The following is a 14443-nucleotide window of genomic DNA, read 5'->3' on the forward strand; positions in this document are numbered from 1 at the left end:
TCAGGCGGCGCGCGTCGCGGCGGCGCCCAGCGCAAGGGCGAAATCCGCGGGTGCCGCGGACATCAGCGAGGCGCCCGAATTGGCGAAGAACCCCTCGACGGCGGTCTCCAGATTGCCCAGTTCGACGCCGCGAAGCGCGGCTTCGAGGTCGGGCACGATGCGCGGCGGGGCGACGAAGAAATCGCCGGTGAACAGCACCTCGCGGATACGGTCCTGGCGGGGCCCCTCCAGCCGCAGATGGGCTGTGATGGTGCCGCCCGCGCCGGTATGGCTGGCCGACAGCACGTCGGCCGCCCGCGACGGGTCGTCGATGCCGTAGACGAACGCGTCGCGCCCGATCTCGGTGTCATGGATCGCTTGCGCCGCGCGTTCCTCGGCCTCGGTGATCGTGCCGCGTTCGGGTGCGATTCCCAGGCGACGGGCAAAGGCCGCCAGCAGCGCCGCCTTGACCTCGGCAGCCTCGGGCGGCGCGCCGTCGAAAAGCGCGCTCAAGGTCACGATCCGTTTTGCCGCGTCGGTCTGGCCATGCTTGGCGAGCTTGGCGGCGGGGATGTTCAGCAGACCCGCCATCCTGGCCCCGTCCATGTCTACGAGGATCGTGCCCTGGTAAAAGATCGTGTCGCCGTCGAAGAACCCGCCCGTGCCCGAGATCTTGCGCCCCTCCACCTCGATGTCGTTGCGCGGCCGGTAGCGCGCCGCGATGCCCAGCGACGACAGCCCCTCGGCCGCGGCCTCGCAGATCTCGCGCGCGAGGTCGCCCAGGTTTCCGAGCCCGAGGGTGGATTTGTGAAACACCAGCTCCCAGCCGAACTGCCCCTCGTCGAGGTAAAGCGCGCCGCCCCCCGTGACCCGCCGCCCGATGCCCACGCCGGCATCGCGGCAGGCCGGCAGGTTCAGCTCTTGGCTGATCGCCTGGTGGCGGCCCACCAGCACCGAGGGCGGAAAGGTCAGAAACCGCACCGTGTCGGGCGTGGTGCCGGCCTTGTGCCCCTCGATCAGCGCCTGGTCGAAGGCGATCTGTTCGCGGCAATCCCGAACGCCGGTGTCGATCACGCGGAAGGGTTTGGCCTCAGTCAAGGTCGACCTCCTCGCCCGGCTCATATGCCTCGCCGGGACGTTCCATGCCCAGTTGGTGACGCACCCGGCGCAGGTCGGGGGCGCGCAGGGCGAAGGGGTAAGAGGCGATGTCCGACGGCGGGCTGTCGCCATAAGGCCGGTCGCAGGCCGAGATGTCCTCGGCGAACTTGCCCGGGCAGCCCGAGGTGCGGAACGGCAGGCCAGAGTCGATGATCGTGGCCAACTCTGCCTCGGGCAGGCCGAAATCGGCGATCCGGCCCTCTGCGTCGAAGCGCATGTGCTCGACCCGCACGCCGCAATAATCGACCAGGTAGCGGGCCAGTTGCACCCGCCGCCACTGGTCGCGCGGGGTGGCGGGCAGATGGTCCATCAGGCTGCCCGCCTCGGGGTAGAAACAGAACATGTGACTATGGCCGCCCAGGTCCACGAGGCGCTGGATCACCTCCATCATCTCGGCCTCGGTCTCGCCCATGCCCACGATCAGATGCGCGCCGAATTTCTGTGTCCCGAAAATCTCGCGGGCCATGTGGATCGCGTCCCAGTAGGTTTTCCAGCTATGGGGCGACTGCACGCCCTTGCCGCGGGTGCGGTCGAAAACGGCGGGGCTGGCGGCATCCAGCGCCACGGTAAAGATGTCCGACCCCATGTCCCTGAGCCGCACGATATCGTCGCGGGTCATCGTCGTGGGGTTCGACAGGATCGAGATCGGGATCGCGTCGGGGTCGATCCGGTCGGTCCAGGTTTTCAGCACGCTCACCGTGTCCGCGTCTGAATCCGGATGGGTGATCATCGAGATGCACATCCGGTGAAACGGCGTGCCCTCGACATCGGCGGCGATGCGGTCGACCACCTCGGCCATCGGCACGGCGGGCCAGTCGACGCGAATGAAGTTGCGGTCGGCATAGTTGCGCTCGGCCTCGCGGTGGCGCGCCAGGCCGCAATAGGCGCAGTTGGCCCGGCAGCCCTCTGGGTAGGTCAGCAGCAGGTTGAGGCAGCGCGTGCAGGAACAGTTATACATCCGCCCCTCGACCAGCCCCAGCGTGATCGCCGCGGCGGTGGACATCTGCACGTAGTCGGGCGAGCGCATGGCCGGCGTCATCACCCGGTAATCGGGCCGGTAAAGCCCCTTGGGCGCGAGACCGGCCTGCTTGACCGCCCGGCCGTTTTTCAGCGCGGCGGGCACGGCCGAGGGCGCGCGCGGCTGCATCCGATCGGGGGCGTTGTAGCCGGTCGTCGCGGCGTCGCCGGCGGCGCCTTCCTGCTTGATACAGCTCATGCGGGTTCCTTCGCCTCCTTGGCGGGGGTTGGGATGTCAGCGCAGCGATACTCGGGATAGGCGATCCAGGCGCGGCGCAGCTCTGCGGTGCCGGGCCGGGCGCCCCAGGCATAGGCGTCGACCAGCTCGGCCCGGCGGCGCGCGGCCAGCGCCAGCGAGGGGCCGTAAAGGTCGGTGAGTTCTTCGGCATAGTCCGCGGACGCCTCGGCCCGGCCCGCGGCGATCTTGGCCGCCGCCGCGCCGGCCATGCGGCCCGACAGGCACGCAGCGGCGATGCCCGCGCCGGTGATCGGGTGGGTCAGGCCCGTCGCATCGCCGGCCAGCAGCACGTCGAGCGGCCCGATGCGGCCCAGCGGCCCGACCAGGCCGCCCACCGGGATCTTGCCCCCCGTCAGCCGCCCGGCGGCAGCCCCCACGCGCCCCTGCCGCGCGAGCCCGGCATGGAGCGCGTCGAGCAGCGGTTTCAGCCGGTCCCGCGCGCGGGGCACCACGCCCAGGCCGAGATTGGCCTCTTGGCCGCGTGGAAACAGCCAGCCATAGCCGCCTTCGATCTCGGGGCGCAGGAAGATGTCGGTCGCGTCGTGCCGGGCCAGCAGCGGCACCGTGATCTGCCGCGTCTCGGCAAAGGCGCGGTTGGCATGGCCCGCCAGCCGCCCCACCGTCGAACGCGGCCCGTCGGCGCCGATCAAGACGCGGGGGTGCACCACCCGGTCGCCCAGCACCACCGTGCCATCCGCCCCGATCCCGTACAGCGCGGTGCCGGTCAGGGTCTCGGCCCCGGCTGCCTCGGCCTCGGCCACGAGGGCCGCGTCGAACACCGCCCGGTCGATCATCACGCCGCGGAAATCGGGGGTGCGCAGCGGCGGGGCGGCGCCCAGGTAGGTCTCCATCGCGGCGATCTCCTGCACCGCCGCACGGCGCACCGCCGGGGTTTCGGCCCCTAGCGCCGCGGGCACGAACTCGGCGCATTGCACCGGGGTCCCCGGCGCGGCGCGGCGGTCGACCGCCAGCACCCGCGCGCCTGCCCGCGCCGCCGCCGCCGCGGCCATGGCCCCGGCGGGGCCGAGCCCGACGACCAGGACATCGACGCTCATGCCGCGCACCCCGCGCTGGCCCGCGCCGGTCCGCCCAGCTTGATCGAACAGCAGGCATGGGCCTGTTCCCAGCTCCGCCCGGTCAGCGCCGCCACGCCCAGCGCCCCTTCGGCCGGGAAGGCGATACCGTCAAGCCCGGCCATCACCGCGTAGGCATCGGTCACCCGCTTGTGCATACCCGCGGGCCGGGCGCAGCCCAGCAGCACATCACGGTCGGCCAGCACCTCGCGCGCCTCAAGGAAGATGCGCCCCACATCTGCCGTGTCGGGCGTGGCGAAGGTGCCGGGCTCGGCGTAGAACGGCATCACCACCACCAGCACCAGCGCCTTGGTGGGGTAGCGCGCGACCATCTCCAGCGCCCGCGCCTCGCCGCGCAATGTCCCGTAATGCAGCCCGATCACGATATGGGGCGAGATCTCCATGCCGGTGGCCGTCAGCGCGGCGAGCGTTTCCTCGAAATCCTCGACCGGGCGGTCGAGGTGGTAGACATCGCGGATCGTGTCGTCCGAGCCGATCACGTCCATCATCGCGGTATCCACCCCGGCGCCCTCCATCCGCCGGGCGCCGGCCGCGTTGGTCAGCGCGGTGTGGATGGCGATGCGCAACTCGGGAAAGTCGCGCTTGAGCCCCTCGATGACCGGGTAGAAGCGTTCGTACCGGATCTCGTTCTTGCGGTTCGACCCGCCCGACAGCAGAAACCCCTGAAGCCCCTGCGCGGCGATCAGCGCGCGCACCTTCTGGTCGAGGATCTGGGGCTTTGTGGCCGGGATCATCGGCTCCAGGATCTTGGCCTTGCAATGGTCGCAGTCCAGCGCGCAGGCGCCCCCGGTGATCGAGAAGGCCGGGAAGGAATTGCGCCCGCAGCCCTTGATGTCGGGCGTGTCGTATTCCTTGAAGGTCGGCGTGGCAAAGCGCAGGGGCCGCGCCCGCGCACGGGCCGCGTGGCGTTCCATCTCGGCCACCAGCCCGGCGTCGAACGCGGCATCCTCCAGCGCCTCGATCCGCGCGATGCGGGTCAGCCAGTCGCCCATGCGTTCGCCTCCTGTGCCGGCCCTGCCGCTTGCACCGCGGCGATCAGCGCCTCCGTCTCTTCCCGCACCGGCCCGTCATTGCGCCTGTCGGCAATCGTCGTCAGCCAGGCCGGGTCGCGCTCGTCCTCGTCCACCAGGTCGCAATCGAGCCCGTCCAGCACCGCGCGCGCCGCCTCCGGCAGGCGGTCGGGGATGTCCTGCCCCGTCAGCCGCGCCCAGAGCCCGGCCCAGGCGCGGGCCAGCGTCCAGGGGTTGTAGCCGCCCCCGCCCAGCACCACCGTCGCCGGGGCAAGCCGCGCCAGCGCTTCGACCGCCGCCCAGAGGCAGGTATTCGACAGCGCGAGCGAGGACAGCGGGTCACCCCCGAGCGCATCGGCGCCCACGGTCACGACCACCGCATCGGGCGCGAATTCGCGTGCCAGCGGCAGCACCGCGCCAGCAACGATGCGGTCGAACTCCGTATCGTTCAGGCCCGGCGGCACCGGCAGATTGCGTGCGTTCCCGCCGCGGCGCTCAGACTGCGTGCCGGTAAAGGGCCAGCGCCCGGCCTCGTGCACCGAAAGGGTCATCACCCGCGGCTCATCGGCAAACGCGGCCTCTACCCCGTCGCCATGATGCGCGTCGAAATCGACGTAGAGCACGCGCGCGCGCCCGAGGTCGAGCAGGGCCAGGATGGCAAAGACCGGGTCGTTGAAGAAACAAAAGCCGCTGGCCCGGTCGCGCCGCCCGTGATGGGTGCCGCCGCCGGTGTGAAAGGCAAGAATGCCGTCATGGGCCAGCCGCGCCGCCATAACCGCGCCACCGACCGAGGTTGCCGCGCGCCGGTAGAGACCGGGAAAGATGGGGTTTTCCAGCGTTCCGATATGGTAGCGGTCGCGGTCTGCCCGGCTTGCCCGCCCGGCCGCCTCGGCCCGCCGGATCGCGTCGATGTAATCGCGGGCGTGAAACCGCGCCAGCTCGGCCCGGCTGGCGGGCGGGGCTTCGAGCGGGGGATGGCAGGGCCCGATCCAGCCCAGCGCGGCGGCCAGCCGCTCGACCGTGCCCACGCGCGGGATCGCCAGCGGGTGATCGCCGCGATAGCCGGTCTCACGAAAGATCGGCGCAGTGATGAAACGGGCCTCCATCGCCAGTAACTGCCTCCCCGCAGTACCCCGGTGCCGTCCCGGTTGGCCTCGCCCACCATATTCAAGAAAGTTTATATGACAAGGATTTCCCAAGCCGCGCGGCGCGGGGCGAACGGTATTCCAGTTTGCACAGCCCGGTCTGAGCGCCTCGACCGGTGCTGTCAGACGACTGCGATCTGGTTTCTGCCAGGGCAGCTACCCTGCCCCGTCTTAGGACAAGTTTCTTTGACAGAGCCCTACGCCAGCCTCCAGGATGGAGGTCAACGTGGTCTCGGCCGAGGAACAGGCCAGGTTCGCCGCGGCTGGCCAGCCGGCGTTGCGCGCGCTGATCGAAAAGCAGTACGGGTCCGAAGGCACCGAGATGCTTGACGCGCTGCGCGCCTCGATCGAGGAGGAGAAGGCCGAGTTTTGATCCATCAGTCCCCCGGGCGGTCTGCCGGCCGGGGGCTCTTGCTGCCCGAGGACACAGATGACCGCAGAGATCACCCGAGCGCCCGCTGACGCGGAGGGGTTCACGCTTCTCCTCAGCCCGCTGGCGCGGCGCGACGCGCCATGGACGCCCACGCAGGACGCCATCCTCAGCGCCGCCGGCCTGCAAGCCGCCCACGACACGATTTCCCGCTGGCCGGGCTATGTTGAAACCCCGCTGGTGGCATTGCCGGGACTGGCCGCCGAGATCGGCGTGGCCGAGCTTCATTACAAGGACGAGGCCGGGCGTTTCGGCCTGGGCAGCTTCAAGGCGCTGGGCGGTGCCTACGCGGTGTTGAAGCTGTTGCAGCGCGAGGTGGAAACCGCCAAGGGCCACCCGGTGCCCATGGCCGATATCGTCTCGGGCGCCCATGCCGACCTGGTGGCGGGCATCACCGTGTGCTGCGCCACCGACGGCAATCATGGCCGCTCGGTCGCCTGGGGGGCGCAGAATTTCGGCTGCAACTGCGTGATCTTCATCCACGCCGCCGTGTCGGAGGGGCGCAAAGAGGCGATCGAGGCCTACGGCGCCGAGGTCCGCCGCTGTGCCGGCAACTACGACGACAGCGTGCGCGAGGCGCAAGAAACCGCCACCCGCGAGGGCTGGTTCGTGGTCTCCGACACCTCCTATCCGGGCTATATGGAGATCCCCAAGGACGTGATGCAGGGCTACGAGGTAATGGCGGCCGAAGCCTTCGACGCGCTCGCCGCCACGCCCACCCATGTCTTCCTGCAGACCGGGGTTGGGGGCATGGCCGCCGCCGTCGCCGCCAACGCGGTGCGCCGCTGGGGCGCCGACCGGCCGCTGATCGTGCTCTGCGACCCCGATCTTTCGGCCTGCTGGCTCGACAGCCTGCGCGCCGGGCGGCCCACGCCGGTGGAGGGCGATCTCGAAACGATCATGGCGGGGCTGGCCTGCGGCGAGGTTTCGGCGCTGGCCTGGGAGATACTGAAAGACCATGCCGACGCGGTGATGGCGCTGCCCGACGGCACGGCACTGGCCGCGATGCGCAGGCTCGCCGCGCCCAAGGCGGGCGACCCGCCCATCGTGGCGGGCGAATCCGCGGTGGCGGGGCTGGCCGGGCTGGTGGCCGCCATGGGCGACGCTGAGGCCCGCGCTGCGCTGGGGCTGGGCCCCGCGGCGCGGGTCGTCGTCTTCGGCACCGAGGGCGATACCGACGCCGCGCTCTACCGCGACATCGTCGGACACACCGCGGCGCAGGTACGCGCAGGGGCGGCGACCTGAGCCGCAAGCTGAACGTCGCCGGCGCCCAAGGGCGAGATCGTGGCCCGCGCCGCGGTGATAGCTGCCAAGATCGACCTCGACCGCTGCGCCGAGATCCGCAGCAACATCTTCAACTTCGCCGGCACCGCGAGCCGCGGGAAAATGCCCCGATAACGGCGCCGACGGGCGGCCAAGGGCCAGCTGTTTCGGGCCTGCGCGGCACCGCCTTGGCCAGCGAACCGGCCGCTCTCAAGGTCCGGAATGCGGCCAAGACTGACAACCGGGCACCCTCGCACTAGTTCTTTTCTCGCAAGAGATCAGACGTGGGGATTTTATCTATGCACATCATTTCTGGCCTGGCCGCGATGTCTTTGGCCGCCCTGTCGCTCGGCGCCCTGTCCGGCCCGGCGACGGCACAATCCGACGCGCTTTCGGCACGCGAGTCCGATCCAAGGGTCATGGGCTGGATGGAAGGCTTCCCCCCGCCCCCGGACAAATTGATCGTCCAGCCGGATTCGAACTATTTCAGCTTTCCCAGGCTTCGCTGGTCGGTGTGCCATCTCAGGGAATTCCTGCCGACCGAAGAGATCAGCCGGGGCCTCGGCGCGCCCGTCCCGCTCGATTATCTTTCGCCCGCCGACTTCGCCGACATGCGTCAGGAAATCGATGCGCTGACCTTCACGCCGATCGGCAGCGACGCGACGATGACATGGGCGGAGTCGCTTTATGCCAATTACACCGACGGGATGCTGATCATCCACGAGGGCCGCGTCGTCTACGAACGCTACTTCGGATGCCTTGACGAAGACGGCAAGCACGCCGCGATGTCGATGACCAAGTCGGTTACCGGCCTGCTGGCCGAGATCATGGTGGTCGAGGGCGCGCTGGACGACACCGCGCAGGTCCGCGACATCATCCCGGAGATCGGCGACAGCGCCTTTGCCAGCGCCACCGTGCGCCAGGTGATGGACATGACCACCGGCGTTCGCTACTCCGAGAATTATTCGGATCCGAATGCCGACATCTGGCGGTACTCGGCCGCGGCCAGCCCGTTTCCGAAACCACAGGGCTACCAGGGCCCGGACGGCTACTGGGAATACCTGCAGCAGGTGCAGCCCGACGGCACGCATGGCGCAGAGTTCCACTACAAGACAATCAATTCCGACATGCTTGGCTGGATCATCAGTCGCGTGTCGGGCAAGCCGGTGACCGAGCTGGCGTCCGAGCGTCTTTGGCGGCGGATGGGCACCGAACAGTCCGCCTACCAGACCGTCGACGGCAAGGGCGTGCCCTTTGCCGGGGGCGGCATCAGCGCCGGGCTGCGCGATCTCGGACGGCTCGGACTGCTGGTGCTGAACGAAGGCGTCATCGACGGAGAGCGCCTGTTCCCGGCCGAGGTCGTACAAAAGATCCGCGCCGGCGGCGACCCGGCCAAATTCGGCGGTTTCCCGACACTCCCTGGCGGCAGCTACACCAGCCAGTGGTGGGTGTTTCACAACGATCACGGCGCCTTTGCCGCGCGCGGCGTTCACGGGCAAACCATCTACGTCGACCCGGAGGCAGACATGGTCTTGGTGCGCTTCGCCTCTTTCCCGCGTGCGCAGAACGGTTTTATCGACCCGACGTCGTTGCCGGCCTACCAGGCTGTCGCGGAATACCTGATCTCGAACTAGCGGGCGCGCGGGCGGTCGTTGCCCGTAGCTCCGGCCTTTCGGCCTGCGCCCCCGCCCCTTGGCCGGCGGCGCAATAGGTCGATTTCGGCCGCTGTCAATATATTCTTGCATATGTGAATATGTCGGCCTAGGCTGGACCGGCAACAAAGAGCGTTGCGAGCACGACTCGCATCTTGATCGGCTCGCCGCGATCTCAGGGAGGGGACCTTGGCCAGCAAACTCATCATCGTGATGGTCAACACCGATCCGCGTAATGGCGAGGAACTCGGGGCCCCGTTTTTCCAGGCCACGGTCGCCGCGGCGATGGATTACGAGGTCGAGGTGATCTGCACCGCGACCGCCGGAAAGCTCATGAAAAAGGGCGTGGCGGAACAGCTGGTGGTCAAGGAAGGCTCGCCCAAGTCCGTCTACGACTTCATCAAGGACGCCCACGAGGCGGGGGTGAAATTTTTCTGCTGCTCGCCCAATCTCGATCTCTTCGACATGACCGAAGACGACCTGATCCCCGAATGCGAGGGCATCGTCGGCGGTGCCAAGATGATCTCGGACATCATGGAAGACGACGACGCAAAGGTGCTGACTTACTGAGTTTCCAGGTTTCCGCGTCGGACCCGGCTTCAAGGGAGGTGAAGATGGGTGTGAACAGCCAGACAGACGCCCCGATCGCCGACCCGTTGTCGGAAAAGCCGGTGGTAAGCTACGAAAAGCTGGAAGAGATTTTCGACGACATCCGCGGACACCAGCTTTACGACCACGAAATTCATGGCTGCCTGAACTGCGGCATCTGCACCGCGACCTGCCCCTCCGCGCATTACTACGATTATTCCCCCCGCGAGATCGTCCAGCTTTTGTGGACCGAAAACCTCGAAGGCATCTACGACGCGATGCAGGAAAAGATCTGGGCCTGCGCCCAGTGTTACACCTGCGCCGCGCGCTGCCCGTTCGAGAACTCGCCCGGCGGGCTGGTGATGATCATGCGCGAGGTGGCGATCAAGCACGAGATGGACTCGGCCAAGGAGGTGCTGCGCCCGTTCAGCCGCGTGCTGCTCAAGGTGGTCTCGACCGGCAACCAGCTGGCCCCCAACATGATCACGAAAGAGGCCTTTCCCGACTGGGGGCCGAACGTGGCCAAGATCGACGCGCCGCTGATGGTGCTGCGCAAGGCGATCCCGATGCCCACGATGCACACGCTGGATACCGCGTGGGAGGTCAACCTGCGCGCCTCGGTCGAGCTTTACACGATCTGGGAGGAAACCGGCGTTCTCGACCAGCTCGAAGCCGTCGATGAAAACCTCTTCGACGTTGTCTCGGACGTGATGGATGAGAAGCGCGAAGAATGGGAAGAGTGGCTCGAAGAGCAGGCAGAAGACGAGGACGAGGATTGATCCCCTCCCCGGGGAGCCCGCGTTTCAGGGAGGAAACGGCGATGACCACCGACAAGGACAGCGAGGGCGGGGCGTTCGGCGGCTTCGGCGCCGAATGGAAACCCTCGAACCTGACCCCCGACGAGGCACGGCGCGCCACCGACTGGGTCGCGCAGAAGATCGACAAGCGCGCGCTTCTGACCGGCAAGGAGCGTAAAGAGGACATCCGCGACCACATGTGGGAGCTGGAGCGCGAGGGCGAGATCATCGTCCACCGCATCGGCGACGGCCACGAGCCGGTGATGGCCAAGACGCTTTACGGCTGGGACAAGAAGATCCCGACCAACAACCTTTGGCATCACAAATCCTGCGGGCAGTGCGGCAACATCCCCGGCTACCCGTCCTCGGTGCTGTGGATCATGAACCAGATGGGGCAGACCTATCTGGACGAGACCGACCAGACCTCGTGCACCGCGTGGAATTATCACGGCTCGGGCATCGGCAACGTGGTGTCGCTGGCGGCGGTGTTCTTGCGCAACTTCCACCAGGCCTATGTCTCGGCCAAGGCGATGGGCCTGCCCGAGGGCACGTTCTACCCGCTGGTCCATTGCGGCACCTCCTTCGGCAACTACAAGGAGATGCGGATTTTCCTGATGGAATCGCCCGAGTTGCGGGCCGAGGTGAAAGCGATCCTCGGCAAGCTGGGGCGGCTGGTGGACGGCAAGCTGCTGATCCCCGAAGAGATCGTGCATTATTCCGAATGGCTGCACGTGATGCGCCACCGCATCGCCGAGCGCCAGACGATCGACGTCAGCAACATCCGCACCACCGTCCACCCGGCCTGCCATGTCTACAAGATGGTGCCTGAGGACGTGATCTATGACGACACGGTGATGAACGGCAACCGCGTGGCGGTGACCACCGGGCTGCTGCAATCGCTGGGCACCCAGGTCATCGACTATTCCACCTGGTACGACTGCTGCGGCTTCGGCTTTCGCCACATCATCGGCGAGCGCGAATTCACCCGCTCCTTCGCCATCGACCGCAAGATCAAGGTCGCCGTCGAAGAGGCCAAGTCGGACGTGATGATCGGGCACGATACGGGCTGCATCACCACGCTGGACAAGAACCAGTGGATCGGCAAGGCGGTGGACAAGGTCTATGCCCTGCCGGTGATGGCCGATTGCCAGTTCGCCGCGCTGGCCATGGGCGCGCACCCCTACAAGCTGGCCCAGCTGCACTGGCACGCCTCCCCCTTCGAGGTGCTGCTCGAAAAGATGGGCATCGACTGGGAAAAGGCGCGGGCCGAGTTCGAGGCCTATCTCGACGAGGTCAAGGAAGGCCGCATCGAGACGCTCTATGACCCCAAGCGCGCAATCACGTCCGGTCCCGGCTACGAGAAACCGAAATCCCTTGCAGGAGCAGAGAAGTGAGCCAGCCCGTCCTTATCGTCGGCGGCGGTCCCGCCGGTCTGTCCGCCGCCCAGGCCCTTGCCGCGGTCAACCAGAAAAGCGTGCTGATCGAGAAGGAAGACCGCCTCGGAGGCGCGCCGATCCTGTCGGGCTATGCCAAGCTGGTGCCGAGCCACGAATGGGCCAGCGACGCCATCGGCGGCATGGTCGCCCGGGTGGAAGGCAACCCGCATATCGAGGTGCGGACCGGCGCGACGGTGAAAGCGTTCAGCGGCGGCCCCGGCGATTTCGTCGCCACGCTGTCGGACGGGTCCAAGGTCGAGGCGGGATCGGCGATCCTGGCCACCGGGTTCACCCATTTCGACAGCGTGAACAAGCCCGAATGGGGCTTCGGCACCTATCCCGACGTGGTGACCACGACCCAGGTCGAACAGATGATCTCGTCGGGGGGCGGCATCAAGTGCCCCTCGGACGGGCGTGTGCCCGACCGGGTGGCCATCCTGCTCTGCGTCGGCTCGCGCGACCGCCAGATCGGCCGCGAATGGTGCTCGAAAATCTGCTGCACCGTGTCGGCCAATATCGCCATGGAAATCCGCGAGATGTCGCCCGAGACGAATGTCTATATCTACTACATGGATATCCGCACCTTCGGCCTTTACGAGGGCGAGTATTACTGGGGCAGCCAGGAAAATCATAAGGTCAAATACGTCAAGGCGCGCATCGCCGAGGTGACCTCGGACGGCAAGCGCCTGCTGGTCAAGGGCGAGGACACGCTGGTCAAGCGCCCGATCTCGATCCCGTTCGACATGGTGGTGCACGCGGTCGGCATGGACCCCAACGTGGACAACATGACCCTGTCGGCGATCTTCGACGTCGAGCTGAACCGCTGGGGCTATGTCGGACGGCAGAACGCCTATGCAACGCTGGCCGAGACCTCGCGCCCGGGCGTCTTCGTCGCCGGCGCGGCCTCGGGCCCCGAGACGATCGACGATTCCATCGCCCAGGGCCACGCCGCGGCGATGGCGGCGATGGGCTTTGCCATGTCGGGCGTCAAGGACGCCGCCGAGTGATGTTCGGACTGACGCGCAAGACAGAGGTCGCAGCGCCGGAAGCCCCGGTGCTCGACCTGTCGGGCCCGCGTCTGCGGCGCGCGATGGATCACCTGGTGGAAAGCGCAGAGCCCACGGGCGGCGTGGATCGCTACGTGACCGCGCTGTGGCTGAAGGCCTCGCTCTTCGAGGAAATGCTGGGCAAGGGCCAGGTGGCCGAGTTGACCGAGACCGAGTTCCTCGACCTTTGCGCCTTCGTCACGCCGGCGCGCCGCAAGGTCGGCGCGCTGATGGCCGAGACCGGGTTCGAGGAAATGCGCGCCCGGCTGACGGCGCTCTTGGAGGGCTGGTGCGACACGTCGACCGCCGACGCACGGCTCGCCGCCTTTGTCGACGGCTTTCCGCAGGACAAGGCCCATCGCTGGCTGCGCGACCTCGGCGCCGAGGTTCTGCATTTCACCGCAGCCGACCGCTACCCGCTGATGACCCGCTGGGTGTGGGACAGCAAGGTGGGCACCGGCGTGGTGCGCGAGATCTGGTTTGCCGACGACGTGAGCGAGGCCAGGATCGACGCGCCCGCCGATTTCGTCACCTTCGCCGCGCTGGCCGAAGAGTTGCAAGGCTTCTTGCGGGCAGAAGGCATCTACCGCGACCTGCCCTTCTTCACCGACCTGCTGATGGCGCATGTCTATGCCGCCTACATCAACGACCGCGGCGGAGAGTTCATGCGCGCGGAATTCGCCACCGCCGCCGACCCGATGCTGCACACCCGCAGGATGCTGGGCCTCGACGCGGTGGATACCGAAACCGGCCGCACGCGGCTCAAGCTCGTCGACGGCACCGCCCATACCCTGGGCGCGCTCGGCGCGACAGACCCGCAGGAGGCGATGTGACATGCCGATCCATGAAAAATCCCTGATCCGCCCCGAAAACCTGCGCGAGCAGGATGAGCTGGTGATCGACGGGGTGGACGTGTCAGGCCACTGGTCGACCTTCATCGAAACCCGCGCCGTCACCGATTACAACGAGGCGATGCAGGACGAGATCGCGGCGCTGGCGGGCGGCGAGAACATCCACCGCTGCTGGCAATGCGGGTCATGCACCAACGCCTGCACCGTCCATGCGGTCAACCCCGACTTCAACCCGCGTTACTGGATCTATCTGATCCGGCTGGGCATGGAGGACGAGCTGGTCCGCGACAAGGACATCATCTGGCAATGCGTGAGCTGCAACAAATGCACCGACGCCTGCCCGCGCGATGTGGTGCCCGAGGCGGTGATGAAGGCCACCGCCCACTGGCTGGAATTGAAAGGCCATGTCGACAAGAAACCCTCGACCCATTTCGACGAGGGCTTTTCTGCGCAGGTCATCGAGACCGGCAAGATCGAGGACGGGCTGGTGGTGCGCGATTTCTTCAAGCGCATGGGCGACCCGTTCCGCCCCTTCAAGGAGCCCTACCTGGTGGCGATGATCACCGGCATCGCGAAACGCGCGCCGATTGGCTACCTGCTGAAGATGGGTCTGGCGCTCGTCGTCCGCCCGCGCACCCGCGGCTGGGCCCCCGCCCGCAAGGGCATCGAGGAATACATCAGGGAAGTCGACGCCAAGGACCGCAAGGCGCTGGGGCTTCCGGCCGAGGGGGGCCACTGA

The 14443-nt window shown here is 67.5% G+C and carries 14 protein-coding genes; 9 read left to right on the top strand and 5 right to left on the bottom strand.

The genetic code is table 11. From position 1 onward, the window contains the following. The 5 genes from Ga0609869_RS14715 to Ga0609869_RS14735 are packed head-to-tail and all read right to left on the bottom strand — an operon-like array spanning position 1 to position 5602. Positions 1-1077 (bottom strand): lipoate--protein ligase family protein, encoded by a 1077-nt coding sequence (locus tag Ga0609869_RS14715; protein ID WP_125403927.1) that lies wholly within the window; start codon positions 1075-1077, stop codon positions 1-3. Then, positions 1070-2353, bottom strand: a complete 1284-nt coding sequence (locus tag Ga0609869_RS14720; protein ID WP_125403928.1) for a radical SAM protein — start codon at positions 2351-2353, stop codon at positions 1070-1072. Before Ga0609869_RS14720 ends, Ga0609869_RS14715 begins: the two co-directional genes overlap by 8 nt. Further along, on the bottom strand, positions 2350-3447 hold the full coding sequence (locus Ga0609869_RS14725; RefSeq protein WP_369022869.1) for a geranylgeranyl reductase family protein: 1098 nt from the start codon (positions 3445-3447) through the stop codon (positions 2350-2352). The genes Ga0609869_RS14720 and Ga0609869_RS14725 overlap by 4 nt, the downstream gene beginning before the upstream one ends. Beyond that, the gene (locus Ga0609869_RS14730) at positions 3444-4478 is read right to left on the bottom strand and encodes a radical SAM protein (RefSeq protein ID WP_125403690.1); all 1035 of its coding nucleotides are present in this window, start codon (positions 4476-4478) and stop codon (positions 3444-3446) included. Before Ga0609869_RS14730 ends, Ga0609869_RS14725 begins: the two co-directional genes overlap by 4 nt. Further along, positions 4463-5602 (bottom strand): acetoin utilization protein AcuC, encoded by a 1140-nt coding sequence (locus Ga0609869_RS14735; protein WP_125403691.1) that lies wholly within the window; start codon positions 5600-5602, stop codon positions 4463-4465. The genes Ga0609869_RS14730 and Ga0609869_RS14735 overlap by 16 nt, the downstream gene beginning before the upstream one ends. Before the next feature lie 253 nt (positions 5603-5855). Between Ga0609869_RS14735 and Ga0609869_RS14740 the strand changes: the two genes are divergently transcribed. The 9 genes from Ga0609869_RS14740 (at position 5856) to Ga0609869_RS14780 (ending at position 14443) form a co-directional block, all read left to right on the top strand. Next, positions 5856-6014 carry a hypothetical protein gene (locus Ga0609869_RS14740; protein ID WP_170168767.1) on the top strand — a complete coding sequence of 53 codons (159 nt, stop codon included), beginning with the start codon at positions 5856-5858 and terminating at the stop codon, positions 6012-6014. Positions 6015-6071: 57 nt separating this feature from the next. Continuing rightward, positions 6072-7316 carry a diaminopropionate ammonia-lyase gene (locus Ga0609869_RS14745; RefSeq protein WP_125403692.1) on the top strand — a complete coding sequence of 415 codons (1245 nt, stop codon included), beginning with the start codon at positions 6072-6074 and terminating at the stop codon, positions 7314-7316. A gap of 317 nt (positions 7317-7633) precedes the next feature. Next, positions 7634-8968, top strand: coding sequence for a serine hydrolase domain-containing protein (locus Ga0609869_RS14750; RefSeq protein WP_125403693.1), 1335 nt, complete (start codon positions 7634-7636; stop codon positions 8966-8968). Positions 8969-9175: 207 nt separating this feature from the next. After that, positions 9176-9556 (top strand): DsrE family protein, encoded by a 381-nt coding sequence (locus tag Ga0609869_RS14755; protein WP_125403694.1) that lies wholly within the window; start codon positions 9176-9178, stop codon positions 9554-9556. Between the two features lie 44 nt (positions 9557-9600). After that, on the top strand, positions 9601-10353 hold the full coding sequence (locus tag Ga0609869_RS14760; protein ID WP_211336781.1) for a 4Fe-4S dicluster domain-containing protein: 753 nt from the start codon (positions 9601-9603) through the stop codon (positions 10351-10353). A gap of 41 nt (positions 10354-10394) precedes the next feature. Beyond that, the gene (locus tag Ga0609869_RS14765) at positions 10395-11765 is read left to right on the top strand and encodes a heterodisulfide reductase-related iron-sulfur binding cluster (RefSeq protein WP_125403695.1); all 1371 of its coding nucleotides are present in this window, start codon (positions 10395-10397) and stop codon (positions 11763-11765) included. Further along, positions 11762-12814, top strand: a complete 1053-nt coding sequence (locus Ga0609869_RS14770) for an FAD-dependent oxidoreductase (RefSeq protein ID WP_125403696.1) — start codon at positions 11762-11764, stop codon at positions 12812-12814. The genes Ga0609869_RS14765 and Ga0609869_RS14770 overlap by 4 nt, the downstream gene beginning before the upstream one ends. Next, positions 12814-13686 carry a hypothetical protein gene (locus tag Ga0609869_RS14775; protein WP_125403697.1) on the top strand — a complete coding sequence of 291 codons (873 nt, stop codon included), beginning with the start codon at positions 12814-12816 and terminating at the stop codon, positions 13684-13686. Before Ga0609869_RS14770 ends, Ga0609869_RS14775 begins: the two co-directional genes overlap by 1 nt. Before the next feature lies 1 nt (position 13687). After that, positions 13688-14443, top strand: a complete 756-nt coding sequence (locus Ga0609869_RS14780) for a 4Fe-4S dicluster domain-containing protein (RefSeq protein WP_125403698.1) — start codon at positions 13688-13690, stop codon at positions 14441-14443.

Source organism: Rhodovulum iodosum (assembly GCF_041020385.1).
GTDB lineage: Bacteria > Pseudomonadota > Alphaproteobacteria > Rhodobacterales > Rhodobacteraceae > Rhodovulum > Rhodovulum iodosum.